This window comes from Streptomyces sp. NPDC048001, from assembly GCF_043203115.1.
Classification (GTDB): Bacteria; Actinomycetota; Actinomycetes; order Streptomycetales; family Streptomycetaceae; genus Streptomyces; species Streptomyces sanyensis.
Map to the genome: position 1 here is coordinate 37,898 of NZ_JBIDBN010000019.1, position 17,893 is coordinate 55,790.

Sequence of the window (17,893 nt, forward strand, 5' to 3'; positions counted from 1 at the left end):
ACAGCGGCTTCTCTGAAGCCCTGTCCTCGTGCTGTACTTATCCGAATACCGCGACCGGCTCACCCCGGTCCCGAGACGCCGAGAGGAGGCGATTGAAGTGATCAGCATCAAGACCAGCACCGCCACCATGACCGATCCCTCGGTCGTCTCCCGCTGCATGCTCGGCTTCTCGTCCGCCTTCCAGGGCACCGGTCTGTCCGGCGCCCCCGCCATGATCCCCGCCTTCCGGCTGGGTGGTCTCACGGTCCTGGAGCGCAATGAGCGACCGACCAAGGCACTGGAAGCGGGAGTAGCAGCGGCAGAGGCCCCGGCCTATGCCCTTGCGGCGGCCAGTGCCACGCAGCAGACGACGCACCACCACTCGAAGTGGGCCTTCCGTGGGCTCGAACCCTGGAGTGATCCAGCCTGATCCATGATCAGGCCGGCGCCTTCAGGGCCGCGGAACCCCACCCGGGATCCGCGGCCCTTCTGTTTTCCCCGGTGGGATCACGGACCGAAGGGTCTCGGGACCAGACCCGACAGCAGCCACACCCGGCCCACAGGCCGGAACGACCAAGACGAGGAACTCCACACCGTGCAACTCGAAGCGCACGCCCCGTCCGTACCGCCCGCCGCGACGATCGCTCCGCCCGCTTCTTCCGAGGAATCCGCCTTGACTCCGCTCACTGCGCTCACCGCGCTCGACGACGCCATCGAGAACCTGGGCGTACCCGTGCCCTGCCGCTCCTACGACCCGGAGGTCTTCTTCGCCGAGTCCCCGGCCGACGTCGAGTACGCCAAGTCCCTGTGCCGCACCTGCCCGCTGATGGAGGCATGCCTCGCCGGGGCCAAGGAGCGGCGCGAGCCGTGGGGTGTCTGGGGCGGGGAGCTGTTCGTCCAGGGCGTGGTCGTCGCCCGCAAGCGGCCGCGCGGCCGCCCGCGCAAGAACCCGGTCGCGGCATGAACGCCTCCGGAACCATCGACCGACCCGTCACGCACGATCCCCAGAAGCAGGCCCCGATGACCCCCTCCACCCCGGAGCCCTACCGCTCCGCGACCTCGGACGTCACCACCACCGGCGCGAACACCTCGCGTCAGAACAGGAACCGTGAGATGCAACTCATCCCAGAAGCCCTGGCGCGTGCGCATATGCACGACCGGAGGCAGGAAGCCGACGCGGGACGCCAGGCGGCACGCCTGGTCGCCGCGCGGCGGATGCAGCGCCGGGCCGAGCGGGTGTCGATGCGCGCCCGCCGCGCCCTGGCGATGGCGGTCATGCACTGACCCCGAAGCGCTCCGCCGCGGGGGCCGGTCCGAACGGACCGGCCCCCGCGGCGCGTTGTGCGCCCGGCACGGCCCCACGGTGCGTTGTGCGCCCTCAGGGCGGCGCACGGGGATATCGTCGCGGGGTGGATCAGGACGAGTCACCGGACCCCGAAGGGCCGGGCGGAGGAGAGCGGACCGACGGCCCCACCGTGTGCTCCCGGTGCGGCAAGGTCGCCGAGGGCACCCCCCTCACCTGGACCTTCTCCGTGGAGGACGGCGTCCGGCGCCATGTCTGCGAGGAGTGCGCCCGGACCAACATCAGATCCATCGAGGGGCGGCTGGACACGTCCTGGTGGTGACCGGCTCCCGGGACGGCCGCCGCCACCCGTCGATGACGGCGGCCGGGCGCGGCGCGGCCCCCGGCACGCCCCGTCCCCGGGGCCCCTCGCGGCCCCCGCCCCTCGCGGCCCCGCCGCCGGGACGATGACGGGCGCCGTGCGGGCCTCCCCCGCTTCCGCGGGGCTCGTATGGCTCCTGCCAGGTCGTGGTGACGACCTGGCGCCCAGTCAGGCGCCCGCGCTCAGAGGGTCGTCCGCGCTCAGAGGGTCGTTCGCTCCCCGGGGGGCGCCGCTTCCGCCCGGGGCCGCCTCTCCTCCCTCCCCGGCCCCGGCCCCGGCCCCGGCCTTCTGGCCTGTCCCCGTCCCCGTGCACGGGAAGCCGGGCAGCCACGCGTCGAGTTCCTCACGGAGCCGCACCGTCGCATCCAGCTGGCACAGCACCCCGATGGTGCTCAGGGTCACCCGGTGGATCAGCAGATACGACGGGGGAAGGTTCAGCTGCTTGCCCAACTGGTAGGCAGGCGAGCGGATATCCGCTATCCGCGCCGCCTGGCTGCGCATCCAGCCGCGAGTGAAGGTGAACTCCTCCTCCGCCGCGGGCCCGATGACGGGAAGAAGGTACTCCAGGACGGCGTCGGGGTCGAGCTCGATCGACTCCCTGACGAAGCCCTCCTCGCACAGCAGCCGGTACACGGCGTCGGCCTCCCCGTCCAGCGCCAGCCGCAGGCACAGGCCGATGGTCGGCGGCAGCCCGCCCGGCAGCCGGTCCACCGTCCCGAAGTCGAGCACGCCCAGACGCGGCTTCCCGCCGTCCGCATCCGCCAGGAAACGGAAGTTCCCCGGGTGGGGGTCCGCGTGCAGCAGGCCGGTGCGTGCCGGACCGGAGAAGAGGAACCGTGCGAGCAACTGGCCCGCGCGGTCCCGCTCCTCGCTGGTGCCCTCCGCGATGACATCCGACAGCGGGGTGCCGTCGATCCACTCGGTGACCAGGACCCGCTCCCCGTGGTGGACCACGCCGGGGACGACCACGTCGGGGTCGTGGGCGAACTCCTCCGCGTGGCGGCGCTGCGCCTCGGCCTCCAGCCCGTAGTCCAGTTCCTCGGCGACCCGGTCGCGCAGCTCCGTGATCAGGGGCTTGACGTCCATGCCGGGGACCAGCGGCCCCAGCAGGCGTGCGAAGCGGCTCAGCTGGGTGAGGTCCGACAGCAGTGCCTCCCCCGCGCCCGGGTACTGCACCTTGACCGCGACCCGGCGCCCGTCGTGCCACACGGCCCGGTGCACCTGGCCGATGGAGGCCGCCGCCGAGGGTCTGTCCTCGAAGTCGGCGAAGAGTTCCCTCCAGTCCTCGCCGAGGCATTCGGCCAGCACGCCGTGGACCGTGGCGGTGGGCATCGGCGGCGCCGCCTCCTGCAGACGGGTGAGAGCCGCCCGGTAGGGCCCCGCGACCTCCTCGGGGAGCGCCGACTCGAAGACGGACAGCGCCTGCCCGAACTTCATGGCACCCCCCTTCAACTCGCCCAGCACCTTGAACAGCTGCTCCGCCGTGCGCTGCTGGAGTTCGCGGGCGACGATCTCCGCCGACTTCCCGCCGATCCTCTTCCCGATGCCCCAGGTCGCCCGGCCCGCGAAGCCCAGGGGGAGGGCGGCCAGCTTGGCGGTCCGGGTGACCGCCTTCCGAGGAAGATCAGACATGCACCCCTCCAAAACCCAGTCGGCTGTCGTATGTGCCGCACGGAGCAGATCCGTTGGCGGCGATCACGCGTGCATTCTCTCGTGAGCGGCGCTGCCGCCGTCACCCCCGTGGCCGCCCCGCCCCGCTCCGCAGGAGCACTCGGGATGGGCCCCGAGCCTCTCCGAGCGCCAGCGCAGCCCCGGGAGCGACACCTCCCAGCGGGCGCCGGCGCTCTCCGGAAGACCGCCGTCCAGGAAGGCCAGCGCATGGGCGGCGGCCAGCCCGGCGACCGCCGTGGCCAGTGCGACGTCGCAGGCGACGGGCACGGACCTCCGCCGCCCGGAGCGCCACTGAGCGAGCAGCATGGAGCGCGCCGGATCCCGCTCGGCCCGGGCGCGCTCCTGGCACTCCGCGCAGGGAGTGGCCCCGGGGAGCACCAGCGGTCCCACCACTCCGGTGGCCTCGACCACGCCCGCGTACAGGTGGGGGACCCCTGCGCCGATCCAGTCCTGCGCCATGCGCGGATCGGGCGCATAGGCCCCGAGGCCGTCGCGGGGAGCCACCACCACCAGGGCCAGCCCCGGATCCCGTGCGGCACCCCGCCCGCCCCCACCCGCCCGGGGAGGCCGGTCCGGTGCCTGTGCGCGAACCAGCCGCCGGGCGGCCGCGTCCCGCCGCTCCCCGGCCTCGGACGCCGGCAGCCCGCCGGGCGCCGCGTCCCCGGGCTCGGCCACTCCGCCGTCATGGACGTCGACCGTGCCGATCCCGGCCGCGGACAGGCAGGCGGCCACGGTCGCGCCGACCCGGCCCGCACCGCGGACGGCCACCCGGGTGGCGCGCCGTGCCGCGATGCGGGCGAAGGCCGCGCCCGGTTCGGGATGGACCACCGACAAGGAGGCCAGGTCGGGGCGGAGGCGTTCGCGCAGCGCGGGCCGTTCACGCAGTGCGGCCGAGGTGCTCGCCGCCTCCGTGTCGTCGAGCAGCCCCGCCTCGGCCAGCCGGTGGACCAGGGCGTCGACCCGGCCCTCCGGCAGACCTGCCGCCCGCGCCTCGGCCCGGAGCAGTTCCAGCCCGCGGGTGCCGTCGAGGAGTTCGACGAGAGAGCCGGTGGCGGTGTCCAACGGCCCTACGGTGACCGCCCGTTCGGGGGTCACTCCGAACTGGACCGACTGGCGGTCCCGCCACGCCCGCCGCAGCGCCGGTTTCAGCATGGGATGCATATCGGTCCCCGTTTCCCCGTGGAAATCCGTCGCCGACCGCCGGATTGGTGCGGTCGGCCTCCACAGAATCCCGCTTCCGGCGAGGCGGCGGGGAAAGTTGTCCACAGGCCGGGGGATTAGTCGTTCTATTCCTGCCGCCGTGGAGTGGATCACGCGGGAACCGTGCGAGGCCGGGACGTCCGGTGCGGGCAGCGGGTAACGTCGGGGCGTGCCCGTCGATCCGTCCTCCCGCACCTCCACGGGGCAGGCCCCCGCCCGCGGCGCCGGGAAGCGGCGCCGAGCCGATCCGAGCGGTCCCGCGCGCGCCGCGGTCGCCGAGGGCCGCGTGGAGGTCCGGCGCAGCAGCCGCCGCAGCCGCACGGTCTCCGCCTACCGCGAGGGCGACCGGACCGTCGTCCTGATCCCGGCCCGGATGTCCGAGGCCGAGGAGGAGCGCTGGGTCGGCGTCATGCTGAAGAAGCTCGAAGCCCAGGAGAGCCGCCGAGCGCTCGGCGACACCGACCTGGCCGAGCGGGCCGAGCGGCTCTCCCGGCAGTACTACCAGGGGCGGGCCAGGCCCACGTCGGTGCGGTGGGTCACCAACCAGAACGCACGCTGGGGGTCCTGCACCCCCGCCGAGGGCAGCATCCGGCTGTCCCACCGCCTCCAGGGCATGCCCGAGTACGTCCTCGACTACGTCCTGCTCCACGAACTGGCCCATCTGCTCGTGCCCGGCCACGGGCCCCGCTTCTGGAAGCTGCTGGAGGCGTACCCGCGCACCGAGCGGGCCCGCGGGTATCTGGAGGGCGTCGCCGCCGCCGGGCGCCTCCCGCGCGGCGCGGCACCGCCCGTCGACTGAGCGCCGTCCCGGCCACCGGCGGCCCCGGGGCAGCCCCTTCTGTGCGGCGGCCGTGGCAGCTGTGTACCGAATGCGTACCGGCTTGGCTCGATCTCGCTGCCAGCGGTTAGCCTGGCGCGACGCATTCATTTTCTCGGGATGGGGGACGGTCGTCACGTATGGCCAGGGAATTCCAACGCGGCCACAAGGCCAAGCTCAGTGATCTCACTCCGGGAACCGATCTGTACGTCGGCGTCCAGATCGCCGCTCCCGGTCTGACCTTCGACATCAGCTGCTTCGGCCTGGACGCCGAGGAGCAGCTCTCCGACGACCGGTACTTCGTCTTCTTCAACCAGCCGAAGACGCCCGAGGAGTCGGTTCAGCTGCTCGGCGCGCAGGCCGGCGACACCGAGTCGTTCCGCGTCACGCTCGACCGCATCCCGGAGCACATCCACAAGCTCTCCTTCACCGCCACCGTCGACGGCGCGGGGCAGATGTCGCAGATCGGCCCCGGCTACATCCGTATCGTCGCGGGCGGAGAGGAGGTCGTCCGCTACGCCTTCACCGGCTCGGAGTTCAGCACCGAGCGCGCGGTGATGCTCGGCGACTTCTACCGCAAGGACGTATGGCGCTTCGCCGCCGTGGGCCAGGGCTTCGACGGGGGCCTCGACGCGCTGCTGAAGAACTTCGGCGGCGAGGTCGCGGAGGAGGAACCGGCGCCGCAGCCGGGGTCCGCCGCGCCCCCGGCCTTCGCCCCGCCCGCGGGTCCGGCACCCGCCTTCGGTGCGCCCCAAGCACCTCAGGCCTCCCACGCGCCCCAGGCGCCCCAGGCCTCCCAAGCACCCCAGGCGCCCCAGCCTCCCGCGCCGTCCTTCGGCGCTCCGCTCGCGCCCCCGCAGCCCGCGGCCGCGGTGCACAGCGCCCCCACCATGGCGGCCCCGCTGGCGCCCCCGCAGCCCGGCACGGTCCCGCCGCCCGCCCCGGCACCGGCCCCCTACGGCCAGCCGGCCCAGCCGCCCTTCGGCCAGGTGCCCGGCCAGACCCCGCCCCCCGGGGCCCCGCTCGGGCAGCCGCCCGGCACCCCGCCCGCCGGGGTGCCGCAGGGCACCCCCCAGGCCGGCCCCGGCCTGCGGGCGGCCCTCCAGGCCTACCGTGAGGCGCCCACCGGGCAGCGCTGGACCGCGCAGAACCAGCAGCTGATGCGGGCCGATCTCACCGTCGGCGGCACGCCGGTGCTCGCCCGCCAGGGCAGCATGGTGATGTACCAGGGCAAGGTGGACTTCGGCTACCGGGGCGCCGGGTTCTCCGGCCGCGTCGTCGGCAACGCCACCGGCCAGGAGATGCAGCTGATGCGCTGCACCGGCAGCGGCCAGGTCTTCTTCGCGGAGGAGGCGGCGCATCTGCACGCCGTCGAGCTGCAGGGCGACGGGATCTGCGTCTCCGCGGAGAACGTCCTCGCCTTCGACGAGACGCTCCAGCACGAGGTCCGCCGGATCGAGGGGCACGGCATCCCGGGCGGCGCGCTGTTCACCATGATGTTCCACGGCACCGGCACCGTCGTCGTCAAGACCCGCGGGGTGCCCGTCGTCCTGCCGGTGACGCCGACCACCTTCGCCGACTCGAACGCGATCGTCGCCTGGTCGGCGGCCTCCCAGGTGATCCTCTCCAGCCAGGTCCGGCTGCGCCGCAACGCCTACCCCGGCCACAGCGGGGAGACCGTGAACCTCCAGTTCCGGGGAGCTCCCGGAAACTTCATCGTCGTCCAGCCCTACGAGGTCTGAGGGAGCCCGGAGAATGAACCAGCAACTCGCGGGCTACGCCCCGACGCCCGTCGCGGCCCGGATGGAGAACCACGGCCCGGCCATGCTCAAGGTGGCCATGGCCGGCGGCCAGGACCTGTACGCCCGCACGGGCTCGATGGTCGCCTACGAGGGTTTCGTGCAGTACGAGCCCAACCCGAGCGCCGTCCGGCAGATCGCCGCCCAGTGGCTCACCGGTGAGGGCGCGCCGCTGATGAGGTGCTCGGGCGACGGCCTGCTGTACCTCGCCGACTACGGCGCGGACGTCGTCGTGATCAACCTCGACAACGACTCCCTGTCGGTGAACGGCAGCAATGTGCTGGCCTTCGACGCCCACCTCCAGTGGGGGGTGGAGAAGGTCAAGGGGCTGGCCAAGCTCGCAGGCCAGGGCCTGTGGAACGTCACCATCGGCGGCACCGGCTGGGTGGCCCTCACCTCGCGCGGGACACCGATCGTGGTCGACTGCGGACGCGGCGAGGACGAGACCTACGTCGATCCGGACGCGCTCGTCGCCTGGTCGCCCAACCTCAAGGTCAAGGGCAAGCGCAGCTTCAAGGCGTCCTCCCTCATCGGGCGGGGGAGCGGCGAGGCCTACCAGATGGCGTTCTCCGGCGAGGGGATCGTCGTGGTCCAGCCGAGCGAGGACAGCACCGACCGCCTCCGGATCCGGGGCTGAGGGGGAGCGGGACAGATCATGCAGAGTTCGCTTTTCGGTCATGCCGAGCAGCAGTCCCAGGAGCGGTACGTCGTGCAGAACCCGCAGCTGCTGCGGGTCGCGCTCAGCGGGCACGAGGACGTCCTCGCCCGCAAGGGCGCCATGGTGGCCTACCAGGGGCTCGTCGACTTCGACGGCGAGTACCAGACCAGCGGCCAGCGCCGGGCCCGGGCCCACACGGGCGAGGGCCTGGACCTGATGCGCTGCTCGGGCCAGGGCACCGTCTACCTCGCCAACCTCGCGCAGCACATCCACCTCGTCGAGGTGGACCCCGAGGGCATCACCGTGGACAGCGCCTACGTGCTGGCCCTGGACTCCGGTCTGCACACCGAGGTGATCGCGGTGGACAGCCAGTACGGGATCTCCGGCTCCGGCAAGTACCAGCTCAACATCTCCGGCCGCGGCAGGGTCGCGCTGATGACCTCCGGGCAGCCGCTGATGATGCGGGTCACCCCGGACACCTACGTCAACGCCGACGCCGACGCGGTCGTGGCCTGGTCCTCCGGACTGCGGGTGCAGATGCAGGCCCAGACCCACTCCTCGCGCGTGCGCCGCCGCCGGGGCAGCACGGGGGAGGGCTGGGAGCTCAGCTTCCTCGGCCAGGGCTTCGCCCTGGTGCAGCCGAGCGAGGTCATGCCCCCGCAGCACGCCGACCTCGGCTCCGGGCTGCGGGCGCAGTACGGAGTGGGCCAGCACGGCGCCCAGGGGCAGAACCGCAACAACGTCTGGAGCTGACGCGACCGGCCCCGGCACCCGCACGCGACCGGCCCCGGCACCCGCACGCGGCGGGTGCCGGGGCCGGTCCGGCGCGAGGCCCGGGCGCGGGCCCGCCCTACAGCAGCGCCCGGGTGCGGGCCAGGAGCCGGACGACCGAGGCGTCGGCCACGGAGGCGACCTCCTCGTAGGGGAACCAGCGCAGGTCCAGGGACTCCTCGCTGAGGGCGGCCGTCGCCCCTGCCGGAGCCACGGCCGCGTACTGCACGTCCAGGTGGCGGTGGCACGGCGCCGGGATGGGGTGGCGGTCCAGTGTGACGGGGCCGCCCGGCAGAAGGGCGAGCCCGTCGATGCCCGACTCCTCCCTCGCCTCCCGCAGCGCCGCCGCGGCCAGGGTGCGGTCGCCCGGCTCGCAGTGCCCGCCCATCTGCAGCCACATGCCGAGCTTGCGGTGCAGGGTCAGCAGGACCCGCCCGCGCGCCGGGTCCACCACCAGCGCGCTCGCCGTGAGATGCCCCGCGCCGCAGGACTTCCACATGCCGTCGGCGTGCTCCGCCAGGTGGTCGAGGTAGGCCAGGCGCAGTGCGGCCTGCTCCTCGTCGGGGGCCCGGTACTCCTTCAGGACCAGGGCCGCGTCCTCGTGGAGGCTCACTCGCCCCTGCCGTCCGGGTCCGTCCCGCCGTCCTTGCCACCGTCCTTGTCGCCGCCGTCCTCGCGGGCGCCGTGGTCCTTCCCGGCCGGTCCCTCGCCGGTGCCCGCGTCAGGGCGGTCCTGGGAACCGCGCCTGCCCGCCGCCTCGCCGAGCATCTTGTCGAGCTCCGAGAAGTCCAGCTGCTCGCGGTGGACGAAGCCGTCCGGGTCGTCCAGGTCGGTCGCCGTGGGCAGCATGTCCGGGTGCTCCCACAGGGCGTCCCGCCCGTCGACACCGCGCGCGTCGGTGAGCGAGGCCCAGAGCCGGGAGGCGTCCCGGAGCCTGCGGGGCCGCAGCTGGAGGCCGATCAGCGTGGCGAAGGTCTGCTCCGCCGGGCCTCCCGAGGCACGGCGCCTGCGCAGCGTCTCGCGCAGCGCGCCGGCGGAGGACAGGCGCGAGGCGGCCGCGGCGTGGACCACCGCGTCGACCCACCCCTCGACCAGCGCGAGCGCGGTCTCCAGCCGGGCGAGCGCGGCCTTCTGCTGCGGGGTGTCCTCCGGCTGGAACATGCCCTGCTGAAGGGCCTCCTGCAGCTGCTCGGGGTGGGTCGGGTCGAACTGCCCGACCACGTCCTCCAGCTTGCCGGTGTCCACCGTGATGCCGCGGGCATAGCCCTCCACGGCACCGAAGAGGTGCGAGCGCAGCCACGGCACATGGGCGAAGAGACGCTGGTGGGCGGCCTCGCGCAGCGCGAGGTAGAGCCGGACCTCGTCCCGGGGCACACCGAGGTCCTTGCCGAGCGCCTCGATGTTCAGGGGGAGCAGGGCCGCCTTGCCGGCCGGGCCGAGCGGGAGGCCGATGTCCGTCGAGCCCACGACCTCACCGGCGAGCACGCCCACGGCCTGCCCGATCTGCTGCCCGAACATCGCCCCGCCCATGGAGCGCATCATGCCGAGCAGCGGCCCGGCCATGGCCTGCATCTCCTCCGGCAGGACATCGCCCATGGCCGCGCCGACCCGCTCTGCGACCGGGTCCACCAGCTGCTGCCAGGCGGGCAGGGTCGCCTCGACCCACTCGGCGCGGCTCCAGGCCACGGCGGTGCCCGCCCCCGAGGGCAGGGAGGTCACGCCGTCCAGCCAGAGGTCCGCCAGACGGACGGCCTCCTCGACGGCGGTGCGCTCGACGGGCCCGACGCTCGCGTCCTTGGTGCCGTCCGGGGTGCCCTGGGCGACCGTCTGCCGGGCGATCTGGCGGGCCATGTCCCAGTTCACCGGGCCGCCCTCGAAGCTGAGCATCTGGCCGAGCTGCTGGAAGGCCGCGCCCAGGTCGCTGGGGTTCAGCGAGCCGAACATGGCGGCGAAGGGGTTGTCCCCGCCGCCCTGGCCGATGCCGAACCCGAAGGGGTTGCCAGGGGGCCCTCCGGAGCCCTGGCCACCTCCGGGATTCCTCTTCTTGCCCTCGTCGCCGTCCTCCGGCTCCTCCGGCGGAAGGCCGAATCCGAATGGGGTGTCACTCACGGGTTTCCTCGGCTCGTAGGGCCGTCGGCTGCCAGCCGACGGCGACTCCCGACAACACCACCCAGCCTAAGCGGCCGGGCGCCCCGGCGGCTGCGGCGCCGGGCCGCTTGCGGCCTCGGTGCCCCGCCGGCCGGCCGCCTGCGGCAGGATGGACACTCACCTGGTGCGTATGCGTCGTTCGCTTGCGTACTGAAGACAACCGCTGGAGACGCCTGGTGAGTTCCCCAGATCCGCAGGTTCGCGCAGCGCGAAACCACTCAACCCCGGCGCCGGGGCGCGGCCCCGTCGTCGCGGTCACCGGTGCCGCGACGGGCGTCGGCGACCTGCTCGTGAGGCGCCTCGCGGCCTCGGACGAGATCAAGAAGGTCATCGCGATCGACGAGCGCCGGGGCGAGGTGCCGGAGGCCCACTGGCACGTGCTCGACGTGCGCGACCCGGCCATCGCGGAGAAGCTCCGCGGCGCCGACGTCGTGGTGCACCTCGCCCTCGACCTGGACCTGGAGTCCGACCCCGCGGCCCGCACCGCCTACAACGTGCGCGGCACCCAGACCGTGCTGACGGCCGCCGCGGCCGCCGGGGTCCACCGGGTCGTGCTCTGCACGTCGGCCATGGTCTACGGGGCGCTGGACGACAACGACGTGCCCCTGTCGGAGGACGCCGAGCTGAAGGCGACCGCCGAGGCGACCGGGGTGGGCGACCTGCTGGAGATCGAACGGCTGGCCCGGCGCGCGCCGCGGGCCCACCCCGGTCTGAACGTCACCGTGCTGCGTCCCGCGGTGCTCGTCGGAGGCACCGACACCGCCCTGACGCGCTACTTCGAGTCGCCCCGGCTGCTGGTGGTGGCCGGCTCCCGGCCCACCTGGCAGTTCTGCCATGTCGAGGACCTGGTCACGGCGCTGGAGTACGCCGTGCTGGAGCGTGTCGAGGGTGAGCTGGCCGTGGGCTGCGACGGCTGGCTGGAGCAGGAGGAGGTCGAGGAGCTCAGCGGCATCCGGCGCATGGAGCTCCCCTCGGCGGTCGCGCTCGGGGCGGCCGCACGCCTCCACCGCATCGGCCTGACCCCGTCCCCGGCCGGGGACCTGGCCTACACGATGCATCCCTGGGTGGTCAGCGTCAGCCGGCTGCACGACGCGGGCTGGCGGCCCCGGTGGACCAACGAGGAGGTGCTCGCCGCGCTGCTGGAGGAGGTCGAGGGGCGGCACACGGTCGCGGGCCGCCGCCTGGGCCGCAAGGACGCCACGGCCGCAGGCGCCGCCGGTGCCACCGTCGCCCTGCTGGGCACGGCGGCGCTGGTCCGCCGGGCGCGCAAGGCCCGCCGCCGCATCTGACCCGCCCGGGCGCCCGCCCTGGCGGGGCCCGCCCGGTGCGGGCCTCCCGCGGCTGTAGGAGGCTCCAAGGCCGGGCGGGCGGGAACCGTCGGAGCGGCTATTCCTCGGGGGCCGCCCGGTGCGGCACGATGGCGCCATGGCACCCACGCACGACCACCCCGGTGAACTGGCCGCACAGGATCCGATCAGGCTGCTGGCCATCCGCGACGCCCCGCTCTCCGTCGACGAGGTCTTCGCGGCGGTGGGGGACACCGCGGCCGGCGGCACGGCCCTCTTCGTCGGTACGGTGCGCAACCACGACGGCGGCGCGGACGTCGACGCCCTCGGCTACTCCTGCCACCCGAGCGCCGAGGCAGAGATGCGGCGCATCGCCGAGCGGGTGGCCGCGCGCTACCCCGTACGGGCGCTGGCCGCCGTCCACCGGGTGGGTGACCTCGCGGTGGGCGACCTCGCGGTGGTCGCGGCGGTGTCGTGCCCGCATCGCGGGGAGGCGTTCGAGGCGTGCCGCATGCTGATCGACGACCTGAAGCACGAGGTGCCGATCTGGAAGCACCAGCAGTTCTCCGACGGGACCGAGGAGTGGGTGGGCGCATAGCGCCGGCACCCCCCGGGAGACCGGTCCGGGCCGGGGGCCGGGGCGCGCGACGCCCCGTCCCCGGGGAGACCGGCCCCGTCCCTGTCCCCGTCCCCGGACCGGACGATGCTCCGTTCGTGGCCCGTGGCGGCCGCCAAACCCGGACGGGGCCCTTGGGCCCCGATTTGCGTAACCCGGCCCCTGCCGCGAGCGTTGATCCCGCAGACCACTAATCTGCTGATCACTCAGTTGCGTTCGCTCATGGGGTAGGGAGGTCGCGATGGCAGTTCTGGCCTGGTTGCTGATTCCGCTTTTCGCCGCTGTCGGAGCCGCGATATGGGCGGGCTGGGCATCCCGCGACCGTACCAGCGGGGACGTCGCCGAACTCGCCGGCTACGCCCGGTTCCGTGACGCCATGGAGCGGGCGGGCTCCGGTTCGGATGCCGTGCGGAACTGACCCCGGCGTTCGCGGGCTGTTTGCACGGCTCTCGGGCACCGGCCCCGGCCGCCCTCGCACAGCTCTGTCCCGTACTGTCGTTCCATGCCACGCCGCACCGCGACGATGCTCGCCGCCACCCTCGTCTTCATCGTGCTGCTCTGCGCGGGCGTGTTCTTCCGGGTTCCGTACGCGGAGATGTCGCCGGGCCCGACGGTGAACACCCTCGGGTCCGCGGACGGCGAACCGGTGCTGCAGATCTCGGGCCGCCCCACCTATCCGACGACCGGCCACCTGAACATGACCACGGTACGGGTGACCGGGGCCGACTACCGGATGAACCTCTTCGAGGCCGTGTACGGCTGGCTCACCCACGACAACGTCGTCGTGCCGCACGAGACCCTCTACCCGGACGGCAAGACCGAGGAGGAGTCCACCCAGGAGAACGCCGAGGAGTTCAGCCAGTCGCAGGAGAGCGCCAAGGTCGCGGCGCTGCGCGAACTGGACATCCCGGTGGCCTCGCGGGTCGTCGTCGCCGCCGTGGTCAAGGGAGCCCCTGCCGAGGACGTGCTGCACGCGGGCGACGTGATCCGGGCCGTGGACGGCACCGCGGTCGAGGAGCCGGGCGACGTGGCGGACCTCGTGGTGGAGCGCGAGCCCGGCGAGAAGGTCGTCTTCACCATCGTCCCGGCCGACGAGGCGGAGGCCGCCGAGAAGGCCCGGCGCGAGCCGCGGACGACCGAGCAGGTCACCGTCACCACCGAGGCTGCCGAGGACGACGGCCGGGCCGTCGTGGGCATCCAGGCGGGCACCGACCACACCTTCCCGTTCACCATCGACATCCACCTCGCCGACGTCGGCGGGCCGAGCGCGGGGCTGATGTTCGCGCTGGGGATCGTCGACAAGCTCACCCCCGGTGACCTGACCGGAGGGGAGTTCGTGGCGGGCACCGGCACCATCGACGAGGCCGGCGAGGTCGGCCCGATCGGCGGGATCGAGATGAAGCTGGTCGGCGCCCGGAACGCGGGGGCCGAGTACTTCCTCACCCCGAGCGCCAACTGCGCGACGGCCGCCTCGGACACCCCCGAGGGCCTCACCCTGGTCAAGGTCGACACCATCGAGGACGCCACCGGCGCCCTGGAGCGGATCCGCGAGGGCGACACCGCGGAGCTGCCCGCCTGCACCACGGGCTGAGGCCGGCACAGCCCGGCCCGAGCGCCGCGCGGGGCCGGGGCACCGACGGGCCGACGGCCCGCGGCACCCCGGCGGAGTACGGGTCGGCGCGGGCGGGGGTCAGTCCTCGAAGGTCGCCGCGAGGGCCTCGGCCAGGCCCGGCACCAGTCCGGCCCCGGTCAGCACCTCGTTCGGCGAGTCCTTCTCGCGGAGCCGCAGTGCGGACTCCCGGGTGCCGTCGCGCAGGACGGCCACGGTCATCCGCACCTCCTGGCGGTCGGGGTGGGAGGCCACCCAGTCGGTGAGCGCGGAGCCGTCGAGCCCGTCCGGGACCGAGGCCTCGGCGCTCTGCGGAAGCATCAGCCGCTCCACCGCCAGCGCGCAGCCGGCCACGGCGTCGGGCCAGGCGATGGTGCCCAGGAACTCGTCCAGGGCGACACCGGCGGGGATCTCGTCCTGCTCGATCGGGGTCAGAGGGGCGGCCGTGTCGCCCTCGTCCAGGCCGAGCTGCGCGGCGAGGTCGGGCTCCTGCGAACGCAGGCGGGCGGTGTCGACGAGGGCGAAGAGACGGGCCGGCTGGTCCCAGCCGAGACCCGCCGCGTACTCGTCGATCTCCAGGACGGCACGGGTGAGCGGGCTCGCGGCCATGGGGGGGCCGGAGGAGGAAACGTTGGACATGGCCAATATCCTGCCTCCTTCCCGGCCCCGTGCGGGAACTAGGTAAAGCCTCGGTAAGTTGCATGAGTGAGGCTCCAGGTTCCCGGGGCCGTTTCAGACGACCGCGAACATCGAGGTGCGCACGTTGGCTTTCCAGATGCCGGACCGCGGCGGAGGCCCGACCGGGCCACGGATCAGAGTGGGCCGCCCCTCCCGGCGCGTCCGCACCCTGCTCATCACACTGGGCGTCCTGGCCGTGCTGGCCATGGTGTTCGTCATGTTCTCCGGGTTCTGGACCGACTGGCTGTGGTACCGCTCCGTCGAGTACTCCTCCGTCTTCACCACCACCCTGTGGACCAAGGTCGGCCTCTTCGCCGTCTTCGGCCTGCTCATGGCGGTGGCCGTCGGGCTGAACATCTGGCTCGCGTACCGGCTGCGCCCGCCGCTCAGCGCCATGTCGCTGGAGCAGCAGAGCCTCGACCGGTACCGCATGGGGATCGCCCCCTACAAGAAGTGGGTGCTCCTCGGCGTCACCGCGCTGGTCGGGCTGATCGCGGGCGCCTCGGCCACCGGCCAGTGGCGGACGTGGCTGATGTGGGTCAACGGGGTCCCCTTCGGTGAGAAGGACCCGCAGTTCTCGATGGACGTGGCCTTCTACGCCTTCGACCTGCCCTGGTACCGCTTCCTCCTCGGCTTCGGCTTCGCCGCCGTCATCCTGTCGCTGATCGCCGCCGCGGTCACCCACTACCTCTACGGCGGCCTGCGCGTCACCAGCCCCGGCGCGCGCGCCACGGGGGCGGCGACCGGCCACCTGTCGGTGCTGCTCGGTCTGTTCGTGTCGCTCAAGGCGGTCGCCTACTGGCTGGACCGCTACGGGCTCGCCGTGAAGTCCAGCGACTTCAAGGCCACCAGCAACTGGACGGGCCTGCGCTTCGTCGACGCCAACGCCTACCTGCCCGCCAAGACGATCCTCTTCTGCATCGCGATCATCTGCGCCGTGCTCTTCTTCGCGACGCTCTGGCGCCGCACCTGGCAGCTGCCGGTGATCGGCTTCGGACTGATGGTCCTGTCGGCGATCCTGATCGGCGGCCTGTACCCGGCGATCGTCCAGAAGTTCCAGGTCCAGCCCAACGAGCAGGCCAAGGAAGCCGAGTACATCCGCAAGAACATCGAGGCCACCCGCAAGGCGTACGGCATCGACCAGGTCAAGCCCACCGACTACACGGGCCGCGGCGAGATCACGGACGCCAGCAAGCAGCGCGCCCAGGCGGACGCGGCGGCCAGCTACCGGATCAACGACCCCAACATCGTCTCGCCCACCTTCCAGCAGCTGGAACAGGAGCGGAAGTACTACCAGTTCCCCGCCACGCTGGACGTGGACCGCTACGACGGCCAGGACACGGTCATCGGTCTGCGCGAGCTGAACCTCCAGGGCGTCGACAAGCGCAACTGGATCAACGACCACTTCACCTACACCCACGGCTACGGCGCGGTGGCGGCCAAGGGGACCAGCACGGCCAAGGGGATCACGGGCGCGCCCGAGTTCACCGAGTCCGGCATCCCCTCCAAGGGCAGCCTCGGCGAGTACGAGCAGCGGATCTACTACGGCGAGAAGACCACCCAGTACTCGATCGTGGGCGGGCCCCAGAAGGAGCTCGACTACGAGCGCGACGGCGGCGGCCAGGTCACCACGAGCTACGAGGGCAAGGGCGGCATCGACCTCTCCAACCCGCTGAACCGCGCCGCGTACGCGGTCGCCTTCAACGAGCCGCAGATCATGTACTCGGGCGCCATCGGCGAGGGCTCGAAGATCCTCTACAACCGCACGCCGAAGGAGCGCGTCGAGGCCGTCGCCCCCTGGCTGACGATCGACGGCGACGCCTACCCCGCGGTCGTGGACAAGCGGATCCAGTGGGTCGTCGACGCGTACACCACCACCAACGGCTACCCGTACGCCTCCCGTACGACCCTCGGTGACACCACGGCGGACTCGCTGACCGACCGGCAGCGTGCGGTCGTCGCCCAGCAGAACCAGGTCAACTACATCCGGAACTCGGTGAAGGCGACCGTCGACGCCTACGACGGCACCGTGACCCTCTACGAGTGGGACGAGAACGACCCGGTCCTCAAGACCTGGATGAAGGCGTTCCCGGGCACGGTCGAGGCCAAGGGCGACATCCCGGCCGAGCTGAAGTCCCACATGCGGTACCCGCAGGACATGTTCAAGGTCCAGCGCGAGCTGCTGAGCCTGTACCACGTGACCGAGCCCGCGCCCTTCTACAACGCGAGCGACGCCTGGCAGGTCCCCAACGACCCGACCAAGTCGGACAGCAACGCGGTCCCGCCGTACTACCTGTCGATGAAGCTGCCGGGCCAGACGGAGCAGCAGTTCTCGCTGACCACGACGTTCACCCCGAGCGGGCGCCCCAACCTCAGGGCGTTCATGGCGGTCGACGCGGACGCCACGAGCAAGGACTACGGCACCATCAGGCTGATGCGGGTCACCGACGACAAGGTCGACGGCCCCGAGCAGATCCAGAGCCGGCTCAACCGCCACGACCCCATCGCCAACTTCGTGCGCGACCTCAAGGGCGCCGACTCGACCATCAAGTACGGCAACCTGCTGACGGTGCCGCTCGACAGCGGCTTCCTGTACGTCGAGCCGATCTACGCCCAGGGCCGCGGCTCGGAGTACCCGCTGCTGAGCAAGGTGGCGGTGGTCTACGGCCAGAAGATCGGGTTCGCCAACGACCTGAGCGGGGCGCTGTCGCAGGTGTTCGGGGAGGAGAGCGCCGGCGACGGGACCACCACTCCGCCCGACACCGGTGAGCCGCCCGCCGACACGGAGGAGCCCCCGGCCACCGGCGACGCGGCCCTGAAGGACGCCATCGCCGACGCGCAGAAGGCGTACGCCGACGGCCAGGAGGCGATCAAGAACGGCGACTGGACGGCCTACGGCAAGGCCCAGCAGGATCTCCAGGACGCCCTCCAGCGCGCGGCGGACGCCGAAGGGCGCCTGGAGGAGTCCCCGGGGGACGGCGGCTGACCTCGGGTGAA

The 17,893-nt window shown here is 72.8% G+C and carries 18 protein-coding genes; 13 read left to right on the forward strand and 5 right to left on the reverse strand.

What is annotated here, in order from left to right; all coding sequences use genetic code 11:
* Positions 1–97 precede the first annotated feature (97 nt).
* The 4 genes from ACGF15_RS27675 (at position 98) to ACGF15_RS27690 (ending at position 1,604) form a co-directional block, all read left to right on the forward strand.
* Positions 98–409, forward strand: coding sequence for a hypothetical protein (locus ACGF15_RS27675; RefSeq protein WP_345612854.1), 312 nt, complete (start codon positions 98–100; stop codon positions 407–409).
* Positions 410–574: 165 nt separating this feature from the next.
* Complete coding sequence (locus tag ACGF15_RS27680; RefSeq protein ID WP_256524641.1) at positions 575–943, forward strand: WhiB family transcriptional regulator; 369 nt, start codon at positions 575–577, stop codon at positions 941–943.
* A complete protein-coding gene (locus tag ACGF15_RS27685; RefSeq protein ID WP_345612856.1) occupies positions 940–1,263 on the forward strand; it encodes a hypothetical protein in 324 nt (107 codons plus the stop codon). Before ACGF15_RS27680 ends, ACGF15_RS27685 begins: the two co-directional genes overlap by 4 nt.
* A 125-nt stretch (positions 1,264–1,388) precedes the next feature.
* Entirely contained in the window at positions 1,389–1,604 is a 216-nt protein-coding gene (locus ACGF15_RS27690) for a hypothetical protein (RefSeq protein ID WP_345612858.1), read from the forward strand.
* A gap of 207 nt (positions 1,605–1,811) precedes the next feature.
* On the opposite strand, the gene ACGF15_RS27695 is transcribed toward ACGF15_RS27690, so the two are convergent.
* Positions 1,812–3,275 (reverse strand): ABC1 kinase family protein, encoded by a 1,464-nt coding sequence (locus ACGF15_RS27695; RefSeq protein WP_392802881.1) that lies wholly within the window; start codon positions 3,273–3,275, stop codon positions 1,812–1,814.
* A 63-nt stretch (positions 3,276–3,338) separates the two neighbouring features.
* On the reverse strand, positions 3,339–4,475 hold the full coding sequence (locus ACGF15_RS27700; RefSeq protein WP_345612862.1) for a ThiF family adenylyltransferase: 1,137 nt from the start codon (positions 4,473–4,475) through the stop codon (positions 3,339–3,341).
* Between the two features lie 208 nt (positions 4,476–4,683).
* Here ACGF15_RS27700 and ACGF15_RS27705 point away from each other — a divergent pair, with 208 nt between their 5' ends.
* From ACGF15_RS27705 to ACGF15_RS27720, 4 genes are all read left to right on the forward strand, one after another.
* Positions 4,684–5,313: a M48 family metallopeptidase gene (locus ACGF15_RS27705; protein WP_345612864.1), complete on the forward strand. Its 630-nt coding sequence runs from the start codon at positions 4,684–4,686 to the stop codon at positions 5,311–5,313.
* Between the two features lie 158 nt (positions 5,314–5,471).
* Positions 5,472–7,073 carry a TerD family protein gene (locus ACGF15_RS27710; RefSeq protein ID WP_392802886.1) on the forward strand — a complete coding sequence of 534 codons (1,602 nt, stop codon included), beginning with the start codon at positions 5,472–5,474 and terminating at the stop codon, positions 7,071–7,073.
* A 13-nt stretch (positions 7,074–7,086) separates the two neighbouring features.
* Positions 7,087–7,767 carry an AIM24 family protein gene (locus ACGF15_RS27715; RefSeq protein ID WP_345612868.1) on the forward strand — a complete coding sequence of 227 codons (681 nt, stop codon included), beginning with the start codon at positions 7,087–7,089 and terminating at the stop codon, positions 7,765–7,767.
* 18 nt (positions 7,768–7,785) lie between these two features.
* A complete protein-coding gene (locus ACGF15_RS27720; protein WP_345612870.1) occupies positions 7,786–8,541 on the forward strand; it encodes an AIM24 family protein in 756 nt (251 codons plus the stop codon).
* A gap of 97 nt (positions 8,542–8,638) precedes the next feature.
* Here the strand turns inward: ACGF15_RS27720 and ACGF15_RS27725 are convergent, their stop codons facing one another.
* Together ACGF15_RS27725 and ACGF15_RS27730 are read right to left on the reverse strand one after the other, a co-directional pair.
* Positions 8,639–9,172, reverse strand: a complete 534-nt coding sequence (locus tag ACGF15_RS27725; RefSeq protein ID WP_392802889.1) for an NUDIX hydrolase — start codon at positions 9,170–9,172, stop codon at positions 8,639–8,641.
* The gene (locus ACGF15_RS27730) at positions 9,169–10,668 is read right to left on the reverse strand and encodes a zinc-dependent metalloprotease (protein ID WP_392802892.1); all 1,500 of its coding nucleotides are present in this window, start codon (positions 10,666–10,668) and stop codon (positions 9,169–9,171) included. The genes ACGF15_RS27725 and ACGF15_RS27730 overlap by 4 nt, the downstream gene beginning before the upstream one ends.
* Before the next feature lie 215 nt (positions 10,669–10,883).
* Between ACGF15_RS27730 and ACGF15_RS27735 the strand changes: the two genes are divergently transcribed.
* The 4 genes from ACGF15_RS27735 (at position 10,884) to ACGF15_RS27750 (ending at position 14,200) form a co-directional block, all read left to right on the forward strand.
* Positions 10,884–11,996: an SDR family oxidoreductase gene (locus tag ACGF15_RS27735; protein ID WP_256524631.1), complete on the forward strand. Its 1,113-nt coding sequence runs from the start codon at positions 10,884–10,886 to the stop codon at positions 11,994–11,996.
* Positions 11,997–12,132: 136 nt separating this feature from the next.
* A complete protein-coding gene (locus ACGF15_RS27740; RefSeq protein WP_345612877.1) occupies positions 12,133–12,591 on the forward strand; it encodes a molybdenum cofactor biosynthesis protein MoaE in 459 nt (152 codons plus the stop codon).
* A 259-nt stretch (positions 12,592–12,850) separates the two neighbouring features.
* The gene (locus ACGF15_RS27745) at positions 12,851–13,027 is read left to right on the forward strand and encodes a hypothetical protein (RefSeq protein WP_256524629.1); all 177 of its coding nucleotides are present in this window, start codon (positions 12,851–12,853) and stop codon (positions 13,025–13,027) included.
* Positions 13,028–13,111: 84 nt separating this feature from the next.
* Positions 13,112–14,200: a PDZ domain-containing protein gene (locus tag ACGF15_RS27750; protein WP_345612880.1), complete on the forward strand. Its 1,089-nt coding sequence runs from the start codon at positions 13,112–13,114 to the stop codon at positions 14,198–14,200.
* A 99-nt stretch (positions 14,201–14,299) separates the two neighbouring features.
* Here the strand turns inward: ACGF15_RS27750 and ACGF15_RS27755 are convergent, their stop codons facing one another.
* Entirely contained in the window at positions 14,300–14,857 is a 558-nt protein-coding gene (locus ACGF15_RS27755) for a PPA1309 family protein (RefSeq protein ID WP_345612882.1), read from the reverse strand.
* Between the two features lie 136 nt (positions 14,858–14,993).
* On the opposite strand from ACGF15_RS27755, the gene ACGF15_RS27760 reads away from it, so the two are divergent.
* Positions 14,994–17,882, forward strand: coding sequence for a UPF0182 family protein (locus ACGF15_RS27760; protein ID WP_345613255.1), 2,889 nt, complete (start codon positions 14,994–14,996; stop codon positions 17,880–17,882).
* Positions 17,883–17,893: the final 11 nt, after the last annotated feature.